Below are 18782 nucleotides of genomic sequence, written 5' to 3' on the forward strand. Positions count from 1 at the left end.
GTTAAAAAATGTGGCCACATGGGCGGCAAAGTACTGGTTCCAACACAAGAAGCCGTTCAAAAACTGGTAGCGGCTCGACTTGCTGCCGACGTGGCCGGCACGACAACGTTGGTGATTGCTCGTACTGATGCAAACGCAGCTGACTTGCTGACTTCTGATTGCGACCCATACGATAGTGATTTTATTCAAGGTGAGCGTACTGCTGAAGGCTTCTACAAAGTTGATGCTGGCATCGACCAGGCTATCTCGCGTGGCTTAGCTTATGCACCTTATGCTGATTTAATTTGGTGTGAAACAGCGACACCATGTCTTGAAGAAGCGCGTAAATTCGCTGAAGCGATTCATGCTAAATACCCAGATCAGCTTTTAGCTTATAATTGTTCGCCATCGTTCAACTGGGAGAAAAATCTAGACCAAGAAACGATTGCTAAGTTCCAACAAGAGCTTGCAGATATGGGCTATAAATACCAATTCATCACATTAGCTGGCATTCATAACATGTGGTACAACATGTTTGAATTAGCTCATGCTTATGCTCAAGGTGAGGGTATGCGTCACTATGTTGAGAAAGTTCAACGTCCTGAATTTGAAGCCGCAGAAAAAGGCTACACATTCGTTGCACACCAACAAGAAGTGGGTACTGGTTACTTTGACCGTATGACGAATACGATTCAAGGCGGTAACTCGTCAGTGACTGCGCTAACAGGGTCTACGGAAGAAGAGCAGTTCTCTTAAGAAGTAAATCAACGAACTACAAAGAATCAGTTTTCCCTTAACTGTGTTTATAACAAAAAAGATAATCAATCCATTTAGAGCGGCCTTCGAGCCGCTCATTTTTTATGGAATATCTAACGATACTGATATATCAAATTGCCGTGTTCTTACCTATATCTATTTCTTACTATTACGAGCATAAATAAGCCGATAAGAGCCGAAATCGGTAAGCTTCCCCCTGAGCTCCCCGAGCCTAGAGAGCCTGAGTCAGAACCCTCTGAACTAGGTTGGTTGCTCTCTGGAACGCTTGGGGGAATCTCCGGTTCGACGTAATTATGGACAATAATACCTCCTGGATCGACGATGCTTTTATTTGCGATGCCATCATCATCATTTGGACCACCATCCTCTATCGTGATTTTTAGACACCAATCCCCGGCTTGCAATGTGCGAGGTGTGATCCCATCTACTTCTAGATAATCCTCACTTGATGGTGGTGGGCAGTATCCATCATATCCAACAGCACCTGAAATATAGTTATTTTCATCTTCAACAAAAACCACCCACCCTAAGTCGGGTTTGTATTTTGTGTATTGACCATCTTCGAGCATTGGTTCACGAAGTGGGATAACGAGGCTAGTTGACTGCCCTTCTGTTTTCAGCTGGTGAATTTCAAAATCAAAAATGCCACCAACATTAACCCCGTCAGGTTGGGGAACTTCTAGAACCTCTAGATCTTCAGTATTTAATAGAGGACCTGAGTTACCTTGAGATTTTGCTGAATTACCCAGTTTTAGTTGGGTTCCAGTCATAGATTCCATTGTATATCTAGTGTCATCACCGACGTCTTGTGACATTTGGTTTTTTGCCGCTTCACTATGGTCTAAGTAATCTGGAATACCATCTTGGTCGGCATCAATCATGCCTTCTTGATCATCATTAATACCATCACCGTCGCTATCTGCATTTGGGTCCATAGACACGTTCTCAGCCATGATATTGATCATCAATGATGCCTTGGTTTGAAACTCACCATCATCTAACAAAACGACGAATGAGTAATCGCCAGCATCTAGTTGAGATGCAGAAAACGTAATAGAGCTATTTTCTGCTGATTGATCAGGAGATAAATGCGCAAGTTCGACGGGTAACTCCCATTCGATTTGTAAGCTATCTTTATTTGGGTCGAAAAAGTCAGCAATAATAGAAACTTGGCTTGTCGATTCAAAGCTTTGTTTAGAATCGCCATCTCCGTCGGAGGATCTAATCGTCATGACCGGAGGTAGGTTCTGTTCTGTAATAACAAATGTTTGTGAGTTTAGCCCACCTAGGTTTAAAGGTAGATCTTCACTACTTAAAGGGTTAAGGGCACCGTTCAACTTAATGGTGAATCGTTCATTACTTTCAGCAATATTGTCACTACAAATATCAAACTCTAGGCTAGATACATTATGTTGAGGTGATAAGGTCACATCAGTAGGAAATGAGTTATTTTGTGAATCTGAACAACGGGTTAGGGCGTAGTCCTCACCATATGTCGCGGTATCTTCTAATGGTTGGTTGACTAAAGAAATTGAGATCTCACACTCGTTATTATGACAAGGTAGCTTTCCGTTAAGTGCTACTTCCAAGGAAACTTGGTTACCTTCTGTTGTTGCAACTTTTTCAGCAAGTTCAATCGTTGGATAGATATCAATTACCTGAGTGGCAAACGATTCATTTCCAGATGGATCTTTAGCTGTATATGAATATACATATCGCCCTGGACGTAAATGCAAAACAGCGCCTGTTTTTGGTACATCACTCGTTACGCCTTGAACCGTTACTTCTTGCCCACCTTCGTCAACGGCGACTAGTGTCTTCGCAATAACCATTGTGTACATTGAGTTAGCATTGATTTGAATATGATAGTCATTGTTAACGTCGTCGAATATTGGTGGAAACTCATCGGCATTAGGGTTTGTGCCACCGTTAAATTCGCATAAGTTATCACAGCCGTCTTGATCTGGGTCTGATGTAGCATCATCTGGGTCATTTGGATTAAGTCCGTGACCTATTTCCCATTGATCTCTAAGACCATCATTATCCCCATCTTGCATTACATCAATGGTAAATGTCTGTGTAGGTAGTGTATTGCTAAGGCCATCTTCTAATGAAAAGCTAAATGTATCTGTCGTCGAAATTCCACCGTGATGTTGATAGGTAAGTGCGCCGTTAGTTATGTCTTCTTGTGTCCAGGTCATGCCTGAAGAAAGTGCACTTGAATTAAGTAGCAAGCTTCCTTCTTGAGGAGAAGATAAGAGTGTATATAGAAGACCGAAAGCAGGCGTGTACTCATCAACGGCTGTCAGTTGTAAGCTGAAGGCGTCGTTAGGTTCGATGGATGGGGTTGCATCGGTATTTAGTGTTGGAGCTGCAGTGTCGATCGTAAATGGTGTCAATTCAACGCCAGGAACGACAATTCCAGAAGCTTCAATAAAGTTCGCTGTGCAAGAGTAGATACCATCATTAAAACTAGTGCCTGAAGGCGCTAGTGAATAAGTATGAGTGCCACTAGTTGGAACGGACACTTGGTGATTACAATCACCAGTAAAATGTATGTCACCAGCACTTGATGTAAAGATCGCTAATGATGGAGTTACATCTGTTGAGTATTGTTCGACAGGTGTTACTTCTCTTAATTCAGGGAACTGAATGACACTGCCAGTTCCATTTGTAATGTGGCCTGACATTGTTTGGCCTACACCGAGAGTGAAACCCCAGCCACCCAAAATTTGGAGATTGTAAACTGTATTTGGGGTGGTTACTTCCCCGTCCTTGATATAAGCACTTACAACGAACTGAGCATTGGTTCCGTTTTCTATTGCGATGTTTCTATTAACGGGAAGGGTAAAAATTAATTCACTGATGAAATCATCTGATGGCTTTGTATTTCCGTCAGTAGAAATGATTTTACCTCCGAACTCGCTCCCATCAGGTGTTTCTAGGGTGAATTTAAGTTGGTTTAACTCTGCGCTGTTATTCGTACTATAAATACGAACTTCTGCAATCGTGAGGTCGACACCGTCACTAGGGTCATCATTGACGACAAAATCGAAGATTTCTATGCGTTCTGCTGCTGAATCAGCAGAAAGAGGTATGCCAATGGGCTCCTGAACCTTAGGACCAGCAGTTAAAGAGTTCGAGTTATTAATGTCGATGTTAACTTGTTGAAGCTCTGGTACTGCATTTGTTAACCCGAACTTGTCTGTTAATGCTAAATAAATGTCATAGTTTGTATGGTATCGAAGGCCGCCAAATATATAAGTAGTATCAACTAACTTTTCCACATCAAATGTAGTGCTTATTTCTGCGGCGTTACCATGACCATCTACCCCTGATATAACTTGTTCTACGGTTGGGCTTGGAGCTGATTTAGGTAAAGCGATAATGCTGATAGTCGCACTTTTAGAGGCATTGACGACTACATCAATAGCATTTTTTTCATCACTACGAATCTGAGTTGTCAATGTATTGAAATTAGGTATTGCACCATCAATTTCAAACTCAGGGAGTGAAATGAGGTTACTCAGGTTCCCGAAATTGTCTTCTAATTGGATAGTACAGTTATTGTAAATACCATCAGAGAATGAAGAACCATCGGTTTGAGTTAGGGTTAGTTGATTGATCCCTTCTGAAGCTAACGAACTATGCTTAATTGCACAGTCACCAGTCATTGAAAATACACCTTTTTTACTGGTCTTAATGCGAATGTTCGGTTCTGAAATTGCGGTGAAGTCAGGAACGGTCGATATTAAGCCGAGCGTCGGCTCAACGGTATCTACGATGACGTTTGATAGTGTTTCTGGGCGAGAAAATTTTTGGGTAGTCGGTAGAGAGGTCTTTGGATAGGAAAGCAAATATGCCCCACCAGATAGCGTGACTTGCCCTTGGTGGTAAATACCATCACTATCTTGATCCCCGCTTTGCAATTTATATTCAAAAGTTAACCGGTTGGTTCCTCCAACTGAAGATAGAGTTGCTTTCTTGTGTGAGCTTCCGATGACAATGGGAATATAAATATCTTCGCGTCGGCCGTAGGCGAACATTGGTTCAGAATAAAGCACTTCAAACTTAATCACTTCATCTTTGCTGTAATAACCAGAGCTCGGAGTTGTATAGCCGTCAATGGTAACGGGATCTGCAAATGCAAGAGTGGAGTACAGCCCCAGTCCCATAATCAAAAAGCGTTTGGTTGTGTGTATGCAAAGTTTTATCGTATTTGACAACATATTGTGACCCTCCCGTTACTTAACAGAATGTTATTTTGTTTGCTGGTAATGTTACCAGTATGTTGTTCTGTGGTAAATGATATTTGTATTAAATAGATGTTTGGGTTAGATGAATAGCTGTTGGGTGGTAGGGAGCGATATGACTGGGTATTATTAAAAAAGGAGCTTAGATTGAATTCTAGGCTCCTTCTGGTTTAGTAAGATTTTGAAATTTAATAGAAGTCTAATTAATCTCTATTGCTTCAGGTTCAGCTTCTTCTTGAAGCTCTAGTAAATTAATCGCAATAGAAACAAAATCGCTGTCTGTGATAATACCTACTAGCTGGCCTTTATTGACAACAGGTAGACATCCGACTTTGTGTTTTTGCATATATATAGCGCTTTCTTTTAATCCCGCTTGAGGGGCTACTGTCATTAACCCCGTTTTCATTACTTCGAATAGCGGTGTATTAAGAGTAAAAGATTGGTTTTCAGGGATGTGCTGCAAACTGGATTCTTGTGCTGCTAAAACATCACGTTGAGATACCATGCCAAGTAGATGTTTGTTTGCATCTACAATCGGTACATGGCGAATATCGAGCGCATCCATAGTACTTTTTGCGTCAGCTAATTTGTGTGAACGTAACAAGGTATGAGGGTTACGAGTCATCATGTCTTCAACTTTGATCATCACGACCTCCGCTAATCATTAAGGGGTACTTAAACTATAGTTTCTTCCTCTATAAATATCTGAGAGCTAACTCATTATTAAGTTAGGTTTATGCAATTAATGCCTCAGATTTTGTAAGCAATTTTATCGTTGTTTTTTACGCCTATTTACAATAATCCGACCTTTCAAACCTTGCTATTGAGTGGTGTACGCCTATACTAGCCCACTGCGAAAAATTTACTCGCGTCATATTCTTTACCAACGAGACAGACCAGAACCATGCAAGTTTCAGATTTTCATTTTGAACTACCCGATGAGCTTATAGCTCGCTACCCTCAAGAGGAACGTACCGCTAGCCGATTGCTGCAATTAGACGGTAATACAGGCGCGATTACGGACGGTTCTTTTAAGAACGTATTAGATTTAGTTCAGCCTGGTGACTTGGTTGTGTTTAACAACACTCGAGTGATCCCTGCTCGCTTGTTCGGTCGTAAAGAATCTGGCGGTAAGCTTGAAGTGCTTGTTGAGCGTATGATTGATGAGAAGAGTATTCTTGCTCACGTTCGTTGTTCAAAATCTCCAAAACCAGGAAACAAACTTTTTCTTGGTGAAAATGATGAGTTTGAAGCTGAAATGGTTGCACGTCATGATGCGCTGTTTGAGATTCGCTTCACTTCAGACGAGAGTGTTCTAAACATTTTAAATGAAGTGGGTCATATGCCGCTTCCTCCGTACATTGATCGTCCAGATGAAGATGCGGATAAAGAACGCTACCAAACGGTTTATAACGAAAAGCCGGGTGCAGTAGCTGCTCCTACTGCGGGTCTTCACTTTGATGACCAGTTAATGGTTGACATAAAAGCAAAAGGTGTCGATTTTGCTTACGTTACTCTTCACGTTGGCGCTGGTACTTTTCAGCCAGTGAAAGTAGACAATATTAATGATCACCACATGCATGCGGAATACGTAGAAGTGCCACAAGAGGTTGTTGACGCTGTTGCAGCAACGAAAGCTCGCGGTGGCCGTATTATTGCTGTGGGTACGACTTCTGTTCGTTCATTAGAAAGCGCTGCACAAGATGCTATTAAGAATGGCACTGAACTTGTTCCTTTCTTCGGCGACACTGAAATATTTATCTTCCCTGGTTATGAATACCAGCTGGTGGATTGCCTGATCACCAATTTCCACCTACCAGAATCAACGTTGATTATGTTAGTGAGCGCGTTTGCAGGCTACGAGTATGTGATGAACGCGTATGATCATGCAGTGAAAAATGAATACCGCTTCTTTAGCTACGGCGACGCGATGTTCATCAATAAGAAAACAGCATAGCTTTATCATTGCTTAGAGCTTTTAGAGCTCAAATATAGCAGGCTACTTGGCTACAGAGTTTACTCGCCAGGTTTATGAATTTACGGGTGCTAGCAGTAGGCTAGGAGTCTGGTAGGTTATCTGCCAAATCTCTCGCAGGGAATCCGCGACCGCTCCTCAGAGAGCCTTAAGACTTTAAGGCTCTGAATTAATAGTCAGATTGTTTCTCTGGCGCATTGGAGGTTTCGTGAAATTAAAATACGAACTTAAAAAAACAAATAGTGGCGCTCGTCGTGGTCAACTTCAATTTGAACGTGGCACGGTTGAGACACCAGCATTCATGCCTGTAGGTACTTACGGTACTGTAAAAGGTATGACACCTGAAGAAGTTAAAGATACAGGCGCTGAGATCCTACTAGGTAACACATTCCACCTATGGCTACGCCCTGGTCAAGAAATCATGAAGCTGCATGGAGACTTGCACGATTTTATGAACTGGCAAGGTCCTATCCTGACCGATTCAGGTGGCTTCCAAGTATTCAGCTTAGGTGCAACGCGTAAAATCACTGAAGAGGGTGTACATTTCCGTAACCCAGTAAACGGTGACAAGATTTTCATGGATGCAGAAAAGTCGATGGAAATCCAAAAGGATCTAGGTTCAGACATCGTAATGATTTTCGATGAATGTACGCCTTACCCTGCGACTCACAAAGAAGCAAAAGACTCAATGGAGATGTCTCTTCGTTGGGCTCAGCGTTCACGTAACCACTTCGATAAGCAAGAAAACCCTAACTCACTGTTCGGTATCGTTCAGGGTGGTGTTTATGAAGATCTTCGTGATGTATCGGTTAAAGGCCTAACTGAAATTGGCTTTGACGGTTACGCAGTTGGTGGCCTAGCAGTAGGTGAACCAAAAGAAGACATGCACCGTATTCTTGAGCATACATGTCCTCAACTTCCTGAAGATAAGCCTCGCTACCTTATGGGTGTAGGTAAACCTGAAGACTTGGTTGAAGGTGTTCGTCGTGGTATCGACATGTTTGACTGTGTAATGCCAACGCGAAATGCTCGTAATGGACACCTGTTTGTGACTGAAGGTGTGATCAAGATCCGTAATGCGAAGCATAAAACGGATACAACACCACTAGATTCAGATTGTGACTGTTACACTTGTAAGCACTACAGCAAGTCGTACTTACACCATTTGGATCGCTGTAATGAAATCCTAGGTGCGCGACTAAACACTATTCACAACCTACGTTTCTACCAACGAGTGATGTCAGACATTCGTCAATCTATTGATGAAGATCGTTTTGAAGAGTTCGTTGCTGAGTTCTACGCAAGAATGGGACGTGAAGTTCCACCGTTAGGTAAAGAATCTTAGTATTTCTTTTGCGAGCCCTATCTCTATTCCCAGAGTTAGGGCTTGAAAATAAAGGGATGCAACCCAATTAGACAAACAATTACTAAAATATAAATAGAGGATGTTTTAAATGTTTATTTCTCAAGCTCACGCAGCAGCAGAAGGTGCACCAGCAGGCGGCGGTTTCGAAATGCTTATCATGCTAGGTATGTTCGCTGTGATCTTCTACTTCATGATCTACCGTCCACAAGCTAAACGCGTAAAAGAGCATAAGAACCTTATGTCTTCTATGGGCAAAGGCGATGAAGTTCTAACAAGCGGCGGTCTAATCGGTAAGATTACTAAGATCTCTGAAGAAAACGACTACGTTTCAATTGAGCTTAACGCTAACAATGAAGTTGTAATCAAAAAAGACTTCGTAACAGCAGTGCTACCAAAAGGCACTCTGAAATCTCTATAAACAGCTAGAGGATCCTCGCTGTGCTAAACCGTTATCCGTTATGGAAGTATTTGATGGTGGTGTTTACCATCGCTATCGCAGCGCTTTACGCTCTTCCAAATATATACGGTGAAGATCCAGCAGTTCAAGTTACAGGGGCGCGAGGCGCCTCTGTAGATATGTCTACGCTGGATGCTGTCACCAACGCTCTTGAAGCAGAGAGCCTTTCTACTAAATCCGTTGCTCTAGAAAACGGTACCATTCTTGTTCGCTTTAACGATACAGATTCACAAATTAGTGCTCGTGATATTATCACCGAAGCATTAGATGAAGATGTGATTGTTGCTCTAAACCTTGCGGCTTCTACTCCTAACTGGCTTGAATCTATTGGTGCTGCACCAATGAAGCTTGGTCTTGATCTACGTGGTGGTGTTCACTTCTTAATGGAAGTAGACATGGACGCTGCGATGCAAAAGCTTGTTGGACAGCAAGAAGAAGCTTTCCGTAGTGAACTTCGCGAAGAGAAAATTCGTTATCGTGCAATTCGCCCTTCTGGTAAAGAAGCGGTTGAAGTTCTATTGCGTAACGAAGAGCAGTTAGCTGCTGCTAAAGCGCTACTGAGATCTAAGCACCAAGATATGACGTTTGTTGATTCTGAATCGAACGGTCGTTTCTCTTTGGTTGCTACATTTACAGAAGCTCGTTTGCAAGAAATTCGCAACTACGCCGTTGAGCAAAACATTACTATCCTACGTAACCGTGTTAACGAACTTGGTGTTGCAGAACCTTTGGTTCAACGTCAAGGTTCTAGCCGTATTGTAGTTGAACTTCCAGGTGTTCAAGATACTGCTCGTGCTAAAGAGATCTTAGGTGCAACGGCGACACTTGAATTCCGTGAAGTTGATGACAAAGCTGACCTAGCTGCTGCTGCAAGTGGCCGAGCGCCGGCTGGCAGTGAAATCAAACAAGATCGTGATGGTCGTCCAGTAGTACTTAAGAAACGCGTTATTCTAGGTGGTTCAAGTATTACGGATGCAAGCTCTAGTGTTGATGAATATGGTCGTCCACAAGTTAACATCTCGCTAGATAGCGAAGGTGGTAGCAAGATGTCAGCATTCTCTCGTCAAAATATTGGTAAGCTTATGGCGACGGTATTTGCAGAGTATAAAGACAGTGGCCGCAAAACTCCTGAAGGCAGAGTTATTCTAACTAAGCACGAAGAAGTTATTAACCAAGCGACAATTCAATCAGCTCTTGGTCGTAACTTCCGTATTACGGGAATCGACTCTACTGCTGAAGCACATAACCTTGCACTTCTTCTACGTGCTGGTGCTCTAATTGCACCTATCTCTATTGTTGAAGAACGTACGATTGGTCCATCTATGGGTCAGCAAAACATCGATATGGGTATCATGGCGATGGTGTGGGGTATGGCTGCGGTAATGCTATTTACGCTGCTTTACTACCGTCGTTTTGGCTTGATTGCTAACGTTGCACTCATGGCGAACCTTGTATTGATTATTGGTGTTATGTCGATGATCCCAGGTGCTACGATGACGCTACCAGGTATTGCCGGTATTGTATTAACAGTTGGTATGGCGGTTGATGCGAACGTACTGATTTTTGAGCGGATACGTGAAGAGCTGCGTGATGGGCGTAACCCTCAACAAGCGATTCACCAAGGTTATGCGAACGCATTTAGCACCATCGCTGATGCGAACATCACAACCTTACTTACAGCAATTATTCTTTTCGCTGTGGGTACTGGCGCAATCAAGGGCTTCGCGGTAACACTGTCTATCGGTATTATCACTTCTATGTTTACTGCTATTGTAGGTACACGTTGTATCGTGAACCTGATGTATGGTGGAAAACGCGTTAAGAAATTGTCGATCTAAGGCTGGAATTAGTTATGTTTCAAATAATGAAAGCGGACAAACTGATCGACTTTATGCGTTGGTCAAAAGTTGCCTTTGTTCTTTCTATTTTAATGATTGGTACAGCCATCTTTACCTTAACAACGAAATCGTTGAATTGGGGTCTAGACTTTACTGGCGGTACACTTATCGAAGTTGGTTTTGAGCACCCAGCAAACCTTCAAGATATTCGTAATTCATTAGAAGCTGAAGGCTTTGGTGATGCAACGGTACAGAACTTTGGTTCTGCTCGTGAGGTGATGGTTCGTCTTCGTCCTCGTGAGGGTGTTGCTGGTGAAACGCTAGGTAACCAAATACTATCTGCAATTAAAGATGGTACTGGTGAACAAGTTGAAATGCGCCGTATTGAGTTCGTTGGTCCTAACGTGGGTGACGAACTAACTGAAGCTGGTGGCCTTGCAATCCTAGTATCACTTATCTGTATCTTGATTTACGTGTCAGTACGTTTTGAATGGCGTTTAGCAGCTGGTGCGGTATTAGCACTTGCACACGACGTGATCATTACACTGGGCGTGTTCTCGCTTATGCAAATTGAGGTGGATTTAACTATCGTGGCAGCATTGCTGACGGTGGTCGGTTACTCCCTCAATGATACCATAGTGGTATTTGACCGTATTCGTGAAAACTTCCGTAAGATGCGTAAAGGTGAAGCGTCTGAAGTAATGAACAATTCGATTACTCAAACACTGAGCCGTACTTTGATCACTTCAGGTACGACGCTGTTTGTAGTTATTGCTTTGTTTGTTCAAGGTGGTGCTATGATCCACGGTTTCGCTACAGCGCTTCTACTAGGTATTACTGTTGGTACTTATTCTTCTATCTACGTTGCTTCTGCACTAGCGATGAAGTTAGGTATTACACGTGAGCACCTAATGCCTCCTCAAATTGAGAAAGAAGGCGAAGAGCTAGACGAGATGCCATAAGACAGAGTCTTAATCTCGAAAGTTTGAATAAAAGCCGCTAGGAAACTAGCGGTTTTTTTATATCTGTTTTTTTGTTTGTACTACAGAGATACAGAGATACAGAGATACAGAGATACAGAGATACAGAGACGGTGCTTTAAGTCCCTTTCGCCACAGCTAGTAACTTACCTATTTGATATATAGCGGGTATAAAAAAGCCCCGCTCGAAAGCAGGGCTAGATAATTTTTGGCGTAATGGTTAATTACTTAAGCATACCTTCGTTCGAATTTTCACGAACTTGTTTAAGGATAGCTTTAACACCGCGTGCACTTGAAGCAACTAGGTTACCAGACTTCATGTACTCAGTACCGCCAGCGAAATCTGTAAGGATAGCGCCAGATTCACGAGCGATTAGGTCGCCAGCTGCCATATCCCAAGGCTTAAGGCCAAGTTCTAGGTAGCCATCAACACGGCCTGCTGCTAGGTAACAAAGGTCAAGAGCTGGAGAGCCAGTACGACGGAAGTCAGCGCAGTCAACGAATAGAGCAGAGATGATCTTCATGAAAGATTCTGAGTGCTGCTTTTGGTTGAATGGGAAACCTGTAGCTAAAACGCTACCTTGAAGATCTTTAAGTTGAGTAACACGCATACGAGCGTTGTTAAGCTGAGCGCCAGCACCACGTTGAGCTGTGAATAGCTCGTTTAGCATTGGGTCATATACACAAGCTACTTCAGTACGACCGTTCATACGAACAGCAATAGAAACAGCAAAGTGTGGGAAGCCTTTTACGAAGTTGTTGGTGCCATCTAGTGGGTCAACAATCCATTGAACATCTGAGTCTTTACCTTCAGTAAGACCGCTTTCTTCTGCAATAATGCTGTGCTCTGGGTATGAACTCTTGATTGTCTCAATAATCATGTACTCAGCTTCGTTAGCAATGTTAGTAACGAAGTCATTAGTACCTTTTTGAGTTGTTTCAATTTTATCAACAGTTTCTAGCGATTTAGCAATATGGTTGCCAGCTTTACGCGCAGCGCGTATCGCAATGTTTAGCATTGGATGCATATGGTTTTTCCCACAAGATGTTAAAGAACAGTTTAAAGCGGCGGCGAGTATACCAAACTTTTTAAGAAAAGGAAGTGGTTATTTTTTGCACTTTCGATTTCACATAACGCTAAGGGTCTGACCATTTTACTTAGTGATGTGGTAATATCTCGCGGTTATTTTTTTAGTGGTGTCATTAAGCATGTTAGATAATGTGAAAGTTGTTCTTGTTGGAACGTCTCATTCTGGAAATATTGGTTCAGCAGCCCGTGCTATGAAGGTTATGGGATTAAGCCAATTGGTTTTAGTTGATCCTCAGTGTGAAGTAGATGAACAGACAAGGGCTTTGGCTGCTGGTGCTGGTGATATCGCTGATAACGCGACAATCGTATCAACTTTAGAAGAGGCCGTTTCTGATTGTGGTTTGGTGGTTGGTTCTAGTGCTCGTTCGAGAACATTAGAGTGGCCGATGCTAGAGCCTCGCGAGTGTGGTGAAAAGTTTGCTATTGAAGGTCAGAAACACCCAGTAGCCTTGATTTTTGGTCGTGAAAGAACAGGACTAACCAACGATGAACTTCAGAAGTGTCATTTTCATGTTTGCATTCCTGCAAACCCTGAATATAGCTCTTTGAACCTAGCAATGGCTGTACAGACGCTTAGCTACGAAGTGAGAGTTGCTCACTTAAATCAAGTTGCTAGTCAGTACCCGCCTCAAGAAGCGGACGCGTACCCACGTCATAAAGAACTAGAAATGTTCTATACGCACCTTGAAAAAGTGATCATTGATACCCAATTTATTTCTCAGGATAAGCCAGGTCAGGTAATGAATAAGCTACGTCGCTTGTTTAGCCGAGCTCGACCTGAGCAGCAAGAAATCAACACTCTTAGAGGTATTTTGACTTCTATTGAAAAGCTTAAAAGCGATAAATAGAATCCATACTGAAGTTAGGGATGAATACCTGACTAATTTAGTCAAATAAATACTTGACCATTTTTGTCAGGTATGGAAAAATTCTAACCACATAAACAATGTGGATTCGGTGTGATATGAAACTTACATCTAAAGGAAGATATGCGGTCACAGCCATGCTAGATGTGGCACTGCATTCGCAAAAAACACCTGTACCTCTGGCTGATATCTCGGAGCGACAAGGTATTTCATTATCTTATTTAGAACAGCTTTTCTCTAAACTGCGTAAAGCGGGTTTAGTGGCAAGTGTTCGTGGTCCTGGTGGCGGTTACCGTTTAGGTGCTGAAGCTGGTGACATTGCGGTAGGAACTGTTATCGCCGCTGTTGATGAATCGGTTGATGCAACTAAATGCCACGGTCGTGGTAACTGCCAAGGTGGCAGCCGTTGCTTAACTCATACGCTTTGGCATGACTTAAGTGACCGTATTAGCGGATTCTTGAACAACATTACGCTCGGTGAGCTAATGAAAGATAACCAAGTTTTAGAAATTTCTGACCGTCAGGATATCGATCTTGCGGTTAATCATGGTTTTACACAAAAAAATACAAGCACTACAACGATTAGTGCAGCACCTCAGGGTGTTAATGTCCGCTCTTAGCGGTCAGCCTTTACATTGGAGTAGAAAATGAAACTGCCTATTTACTTTGACTATTCAGCTACTTGTCCAGTTGATCCTCGCGTTGCTGAAAAAATGGTTCAGTGCATGACGATGGATGGCAACTTCGGTAACCCTGCATCTCGTTCACACCGTTACGGTTGGCAGGCAGAAGAGTCAGTAGATAATGCACGTGAGCAAATCGCTGATTTATTAAATGCTGATCCACGTGAAATTGTATTTACATCTGGCGCTACAGAGTCAGATAACCTAGCGATTAAAGGCGCTGCGCATTTCTACGGTAAAAAAGGTAAGCACATCATTACCTGCAAAACCGAGCATAAAGCAGTACTTGATCCTTGCCGCCAACTTGAGCGTGAAGGTTATGAAGTTACGTACCTTGAGCCAGAATCAAACGGCATTATCGATCTAAACAAACTGCAAGACGCAATGCGCGACGATACAGTGCTTGTTTCTATCATGCACGTGAACAACGAGATTGGCGTAATTCAAGACATCACTTCAATTGGTGAAATGTGTCGTGAACGTAAAATTGTGTTCCATGTAGATGCTGCACAGTCTGCAGGTAAAATACCTCTAGACGTTAAAGAAATGAAAGTAGACCTAATTTCACTTTCTGCTCATAAAGTATATGGCCCTAAAGGTATTGGTGCACTTTACGTAAGCCGTAAGCCTCGTATCCGCCTTGAAGCACAAATGCACGGTGGTGGTCATGAGCGTGGTTTCCGTTCTGGTACTCTAGCGACTCACCAAATTGTAGGTATGGGCGAAGCATTTGCTATTGCTAAGCAAGACATGCAAAAAGATTTCGAACACGCTAAAGCATTGCGTGAACGCCTACTTAACGGTGTTATCGATCTTGAAGCTGTTACTGTAAATGGAGACCTAGAGCAACGTGTACCTCATAACTTGAACGTAAGTTTTGCTTTCGTTGAAGGTGAGTCACTGCTTATGTCTCTGAAAGACCTTGCAGTATCTTCTGGTTCTGCATGTACTTCTGCAAGCTTAGAGCCTTCATACGTTCTACGTGCACTTGGTCTTAACGACGAACTAGCGCACAGCTCAGTAAGATTTTCATTCGGTCGTTTCACAACGGAAGAAGAAGTGGACTACGCAATCGCACAGATTCGTGTAGCAGTAAACAAATTACGCGACATGTCTCCTCTATGGGATATGTATAAAGAAGGGATTGATCTGGACACCGTTGAGTGGGCTCATCATTAATCTCAAGGATATAGAGGATTCGAGGTAACAATTATGGCTTATAGCGAAAAAGTAATCGATCATTACGAAAACCCACGTAACGTAGGTTCGTTTGATAAAGAAGATCCAAGTGTAGGTAGCGGCATGGTTGGCGCTCCAGCTTGTGGCGATGTAATGAAGCTGCAAATTAAGGTAACACCAGAAGGTATTATCGAAGATGCAAAATTCAAAACTTACGGTTGTGGTAGCGCAATCGCTTCTAGCTCATTAGTTACTGAGTGGGTTAAAGGTAAGAGTATTGATGAAGCAGCAGCAATCAAAAACTCTGAAATTGCAGAAGAGCTAGAGTTGCCACCAGTGAAAGTTCACTGTTCAATTCTTGCAGAAGATGCAATTAAAGCAGCTGTAGCGGATTACAAGAAAAAGCGTTAATCCGATTAGCTAAGCACAGTAATATAAGGGAGCGTCATCGCTCCCTCCTGAGTTCTACTTAATATATAAAAACAAGGTTGTAGTATGGCCATCACCATGACAGATACGGCGGCTAGCCGAGTTCAATCATTCTTAGATAACCGTGGTAAAGGTATCGGGTTACGCTTAGCAGTGAAAACGACTGGCTGTTCGGGTATGGCGTATGTACTTGAGTTTGTTGATGAATTGAACGAAGAAGATGAAGTATTTGAGCACTCAGGTGTTAAGGTCATCATTGATCCAAAAAGCTTAGTGTACCTTGATGGTACTGAGTTAGATTATGTGAAAGAAGGCCTAAATGAAGGTTTTGAATTCAACAACCCGAACGCGAAAGGTGAGTGTGGTTGTGGTGAAAGCTTCAACGTATAACTGACACTGACTAAGTTAATCGATCGCAATTAGGCTCTGTTGGAGCCTACTTTTAGGATTAGTTTTCACATGAATCACTTTGAATTATTTGGGCTACCACTTCAGTTTTCTCTGGATGGTAGCCTTCTTTCTTCTCAATTTAGAGATCTACAGCGCCAATTTCACCCTGATAACTTTGCTACAGCTTCGGAGCGTGACCGTTTATTAGCGGTACAAAAAGCTGCGCAAATCAATGATGCTTATCAGGTGTTAAAAAACCCAATTCAGCGCGCAGAGTACATTTTAGTTCAACACGATGTTGATATTCGTAGCGAACATCAAACCATGCAAGATCCTATGTTCCTTATGGAGCAAATGGAATTGCGAGAAGAACTTGAAGATATAGCCTCTGAATACGATCCAGAAGATGCACTATTTGCATTTGATGGGAAGGTCAGCAAAATGTATAAACAACAACTAAAGGCTGTTGAACAAGAGCTTGCAGATGAAGCGTGGTTAGTTGCGGCTGACGGAGTTAGAAAACTCAAATTTATAGCAAAACTAAAGAATGAAATTGAATTAGTCGAAGATCGATTACTCGGCTAATTTGAGATAACAAGGACCCATCCATGGCATTACTTCAAATTGCAGAACCAGGGCAGAGCGCAGTTCCTCATCAACATAAGCTGGCTGTCGGCATTGATTTGGGTACAACCAACTCGTTAGTGGCTTCAGTGAGAAGCGGAGAAGCGAGCACATTACCTGATGAGCAAGGTCGCAGTATCTTGCCTTCTGTCGTTCATTACACTTCAGAGTCGCATACGACAGGTCACGAAGCTCGCGAAAATGCACAAACTGATCCAAAGAACACCATCATTTCAGTTAAGCGTCTGATTGGACGTTCATTGGCAGATATCCAACAGCGTTATCCTTCTTTGCCTTACCAGTTTGAATCTAGTGATAATGGTCTTCCTGTTATCAAAACGGAACAGGGTACAAAAAACCCAATTCAAGTATCCGCTGACATCTTAAAGTCTCTATCAGAGCGCGCAGAAGCGACGCTAGGTGGTGATTTGTCTGGCGTTGTTATTACTGTCCCAGCGTATTTTGATGATGCACAGCGTGCAGGCACTAAAGATGCGGCTCAGCTAGCTGGTATGCATGTACTACGCCTGTTGAATGAACCAACAGCTGCTGCTATTGCTTACGGCTTAGACTCTGGTCAAGAAGGCGTGATCGCCGTTTATGATTTAGGTGGCGGTACGTTCGATATTTCTATTTTACGCTTATCTAAAGGCGTTTTCGAAGTATTAGCAACGGGCGGTGACTCTGCGTTAGGTGGGGATGATTTTGACCACCTGGTTGCTGAACATTTCTTATCTCAAATTGGTCTCACTGAGCTGACTGCTGAGCAGAATCGAATGCTGTTAGATGCTGCAACTGACGCAAAGATTGCTTTGTCTGACGCTGATAGCACAGATGTTTCTGTATTAGGTTGGAATGGTTCACTAAGCCGCGAAGAGTTTAATGACATCATCAAACCTCTAGTTAAGAAAACTTTGTTGTCTTGTCGCCGTGCGTTGAAAGATGCTGACGTTGATGCAGACGAAGTGCTTGAGGTTGTGATGGTTGGTGGTTCAACTCGCACTCCTCTTGTCCGTGAAATGGTCGGTGACTTCTTGGGTCGCACTCCATTAACTAGCATTAACCCAGATGAAGTCGTTGCGATTGGCGCGTCAATCCAGGCCGATATTCTAGTGGGCAATAAACCTGACGCTGAAATGTTGTTGCTTGATGTAATTCCGCTTTCGTTGGGTATTGAAACCATGGGCGGTTTGGTTGAGAAGATCATTCCACGTAACACTACGATCCCTGTGGCGCGAGCTCAAGAGTTCACGACCTTTAAAGACGGCCAAACCGCAATGACGGTTCATACCGTGCAAGGTGAACGTGAAATGGTCGACGATTGCCGTTCATTAGCTCGCTTTGCATTGAAGGGCATTCCGCCGATGGCAGCAGGTGCTGCGCATATTCGCGTGACTTACCAAGTAGATGCTGATGGTTTGCTTTCTGTTACAGCAATGGAAAAAAGTACCGGTGTCCAAGCTGAAATCCAAGTTAAGCCATCTTACGGTTTAAGTGACAATGAAGTTGCTAATATGCTGAAAGATTCGATGACTTACRCGAAAGAAGATATGCAAGCTCGTGCGCTTGCAGAACAACGCGTAGAAGCGGATCGTGTGATTGAAGGCCTCATTGCTGCAATGCAAGCAGATGGTGATGAGCTACTTTCTGAAGTAGAAAAGCAGCTGTTGGTAAAAGCGATTGAAGCTCTTATTGAGTTGCGTAATGGCGATAGCGCGGATGCTATCGAGCTTGGTATCAAAGATACCGATAAAGCGAGCCAAGATTTTGCCTCTCGCCGTATGGATAAGTCGATTCGAGCTGCATTGTCAGGTCAATCAGTTGACAATATCTGATCGTCAGAGAATATTTAATAGTTAGAGAATAGAAAACATGCCTAAGATTATTGTTTTACCT

The 18782-nt window shown here is 42.8% G+C and carries 16 protein-coding genes; 13 read left to right on the forward strand and 3 right to left on the reverse strand.

Annotated elements, in window-relative coordinates; all coding sequences use genetic code 11:
- A partial coding sequence (aceA, locus tag L4C33_RS10615) for an isocitrate lyase (RefSeq protein WP_428812409.1) occupies positions 1 to 735 on the forward strand: 735 nt, incomplete at its 5' end.
- 146 nt (positions 736 to 881) lie between these two features.
- Here aceA and L4C33_RS10620 read toward each other — a convergent pair.
- Positions 882 to 4985, reverse strand: coding sequence for a cadherin-like domain-containing protein (locus tag L4C33_RS10620; RefSeq protein ID WP_428812410.1), 4104 nt, complete (start codon positions 4983 to 4985; stop codon positions 882 to 884).
- A gap of 223 nt (positions 4986 to 5208) precedes the next feature.
- Positions 5209 to 5655, reverse strand: a complete 447-nt coding sequence (locus tag L4C33_RS10625) for a CBS domain-containing protein (protein ID WP_428812411.1) — start codon at positions 5653 to 5655, stop codon at positions 5209 to 5211.
- A 258-nt stretch (positions 5656 to 5913) separates the two neighbouring features.
- Here L4C33_RS10625 and queA point away from each other — a divergent pair, with 258 nt between their 5' ends.
- The 5 genes from queA (at position 5914) to secF (ending at position 11607) form a co-directional block, all read left to right on the forward strand.
- The gene (gene queA, locus L4C33_RS10630) at positions 5914 to 6966 is read left to right on the forward strand and encodes a tRNA preQ1(34) S-adenosylmethionine ribosyltransferase-isomerase QueA (protein WP_428812412.1); all 1053 of its coding nucleotides are present in this window, start codon (positions 5914 to 5916) and stop codon (positions 6964 to 6966) included.
- 226 nt (positions 6967 to 7192) lie between these two features.
- Positions 7193 to 8329, forward strand: coding sequence for a tRNA guanosine(34) transglycosylase Tgt (tgt, locus tag L4C33_RS10635; RefSeq protein ID WP_428812413.1), 1137 nt, complete (start codon positions 7193 to 7195; stop codon positions 8327 to 8329).
- A 109-nt stretch (positions 8330 to 8438) separates the two neighbouring features.
- On the forward strand, positions 8439 to 8768 hold the full coding sequence (gene yajC / locus L4C33_RS10640; protein WP_428812414.1) for a preprotein translocase subunit YajC: 330 nt from the start codon (positions 8439 to 8441) through the stop codon (positions 8766 to 8768).
- Between the two features lie 20 nt (positions 8769 to 8788).
- Complete coding sequence (gene secD / locus L4C33_RS10645; protein WP_428812415.1) at positions 8789 to 10645, forward strand: protein translocase subunit SecD; 1857 nt, start codon at positions 8789 to 8791, stop codon at positions 10643 to 10645.
- 14 nt (positions 10646 to 10659) lie between these two features.
- Positions 10660 to 11607, forward strand: coding sequence for a protein translocase subunit SecF (gene secF / locus L4C33_RS10650; RefSeq protein WP_428812416.1), 948 nt, complete (start codon positions 10660 to 10662; stop codon positions 11605 to 11607).
- Positions 11608 to 11849: 242 nt separating this feature from the next.
- On the opposite strand, the gene suhB is transcribed toward secF, so the two are convergent.
- Complete coding sequence (suhB, locus tag L4C33_RS10655) at positions 11850 to 12653, reverse strand: inositol-1-monophosphatase (protein ID WP_428812417.1); 804 nt, start codon at positions 12651 to 12653, stop codon at positions 11850 to 11852.
- 181 nt (positions 12654 to 12834) lie between these two features.
- On the opposite strand from suhB, the gene trmJ reads away from it, so the two are divergent.
- The 7 genes from trmJ (at position 12835) to hscA (ending at position 18721) form a co-directional block, all read left to right on the forward strand.
- Positions 12835 to 13563 (forward strand): tRNA (cytosine(32)/uridine(32)-2'-O)-methyltransferase TrmJ, encoded by a 729-nt coding sequence (gene trmJ, locus L4C33_RS10660; protein WP_428812418.1) that lies wholly within the window; start codon positions 12835 to 12837, stop codon positions 13561 to 13563.
- 116 nt (positions 13564 to 13679) lie between these two features.
- Positions 13680 to 14201, forward strand: a complete 522-nt coding sequence (gene iscR, locus L4C33_RS10665; RefSeq protein ID WP_428812419.1) for a Fe-S cluster assembly transcriptional regulator IscR — start codon at positions 13680 to 13682, stop codon at positions 14199 to 14201.
- A gap of 27 nt (positions 14202 to 14228) precedes the next feature.
- A complete protein-coding gene (locus L4C33_RS10670) occupies positions 14229 to 15443 on the forward strand; it encodes an IscS subfamily cysteine desulfurase (RefSeq protein WP_428812420.1) in 1215 nt (404 codons plus the stop codon).
- A gap of 33 nt (positions 15444 to 15476) precedes the next feature.
- Positions 15477 to 15854 carry a Fe-S cluster assembly scaffold IscU gene (gene iscU / locus L4C33_RS10675; protein ID WP_004740340.1) on the forward strand — a complete coding sequence of 126 codons (378 nt, stop codon included), beginning with the start codon at positions 15477 to 15479 and terminating at the stop codon, positions 15852 to 15854.
- Between the two features lie 84 nt (positions 15855 to 15938).
- Positions 15939 to 16262, forward strand: coding sequence for an iron-sulfur cluster assembly protein IscA (iscA, locus tag L4C33_RS10680; protein ID WP_428812421.1), 324 nt, complete (start codon positions 15939 to 15941; stop codon positions 16260 to 16262).
- A 69-nt stretch (positions 16263 to 16331) separates the two neighbouring features.
- Positions 16332 to 16847, forward strand: coding sequence for a co-chaperone HscB (gene hscB / locus L4C33_RS10685; RefSeq protein ID WP_428812422.1), 516 nt, complete (start codon positions 16332 to 16334; stop codon positions 16845 to 16847).
- Between the two features lie 23 nt (positions 16848 to 16870).
- Entirely contained in the window at positions 16871 to 18721 is a 1851-nt protein-coding gene (gene hscA, locus L4C33_RS10690) for a Fe-S protein assembly chaperone HscA (RefSeq protein WP_428812423.1), read from the forward strand.
- Positions 18722 to 18782 lie beyond the last annotated feature (61 nt).

This window comes from Vibrio makurazakiensis (assembly GCF_050337375.1).
Lineage (GTDB): Bacteria > Pseudomonadota > Gammaproteobacteria > Enterobacterales > Vibrionaceae > Vibrio > Vibrio makurazakiensis.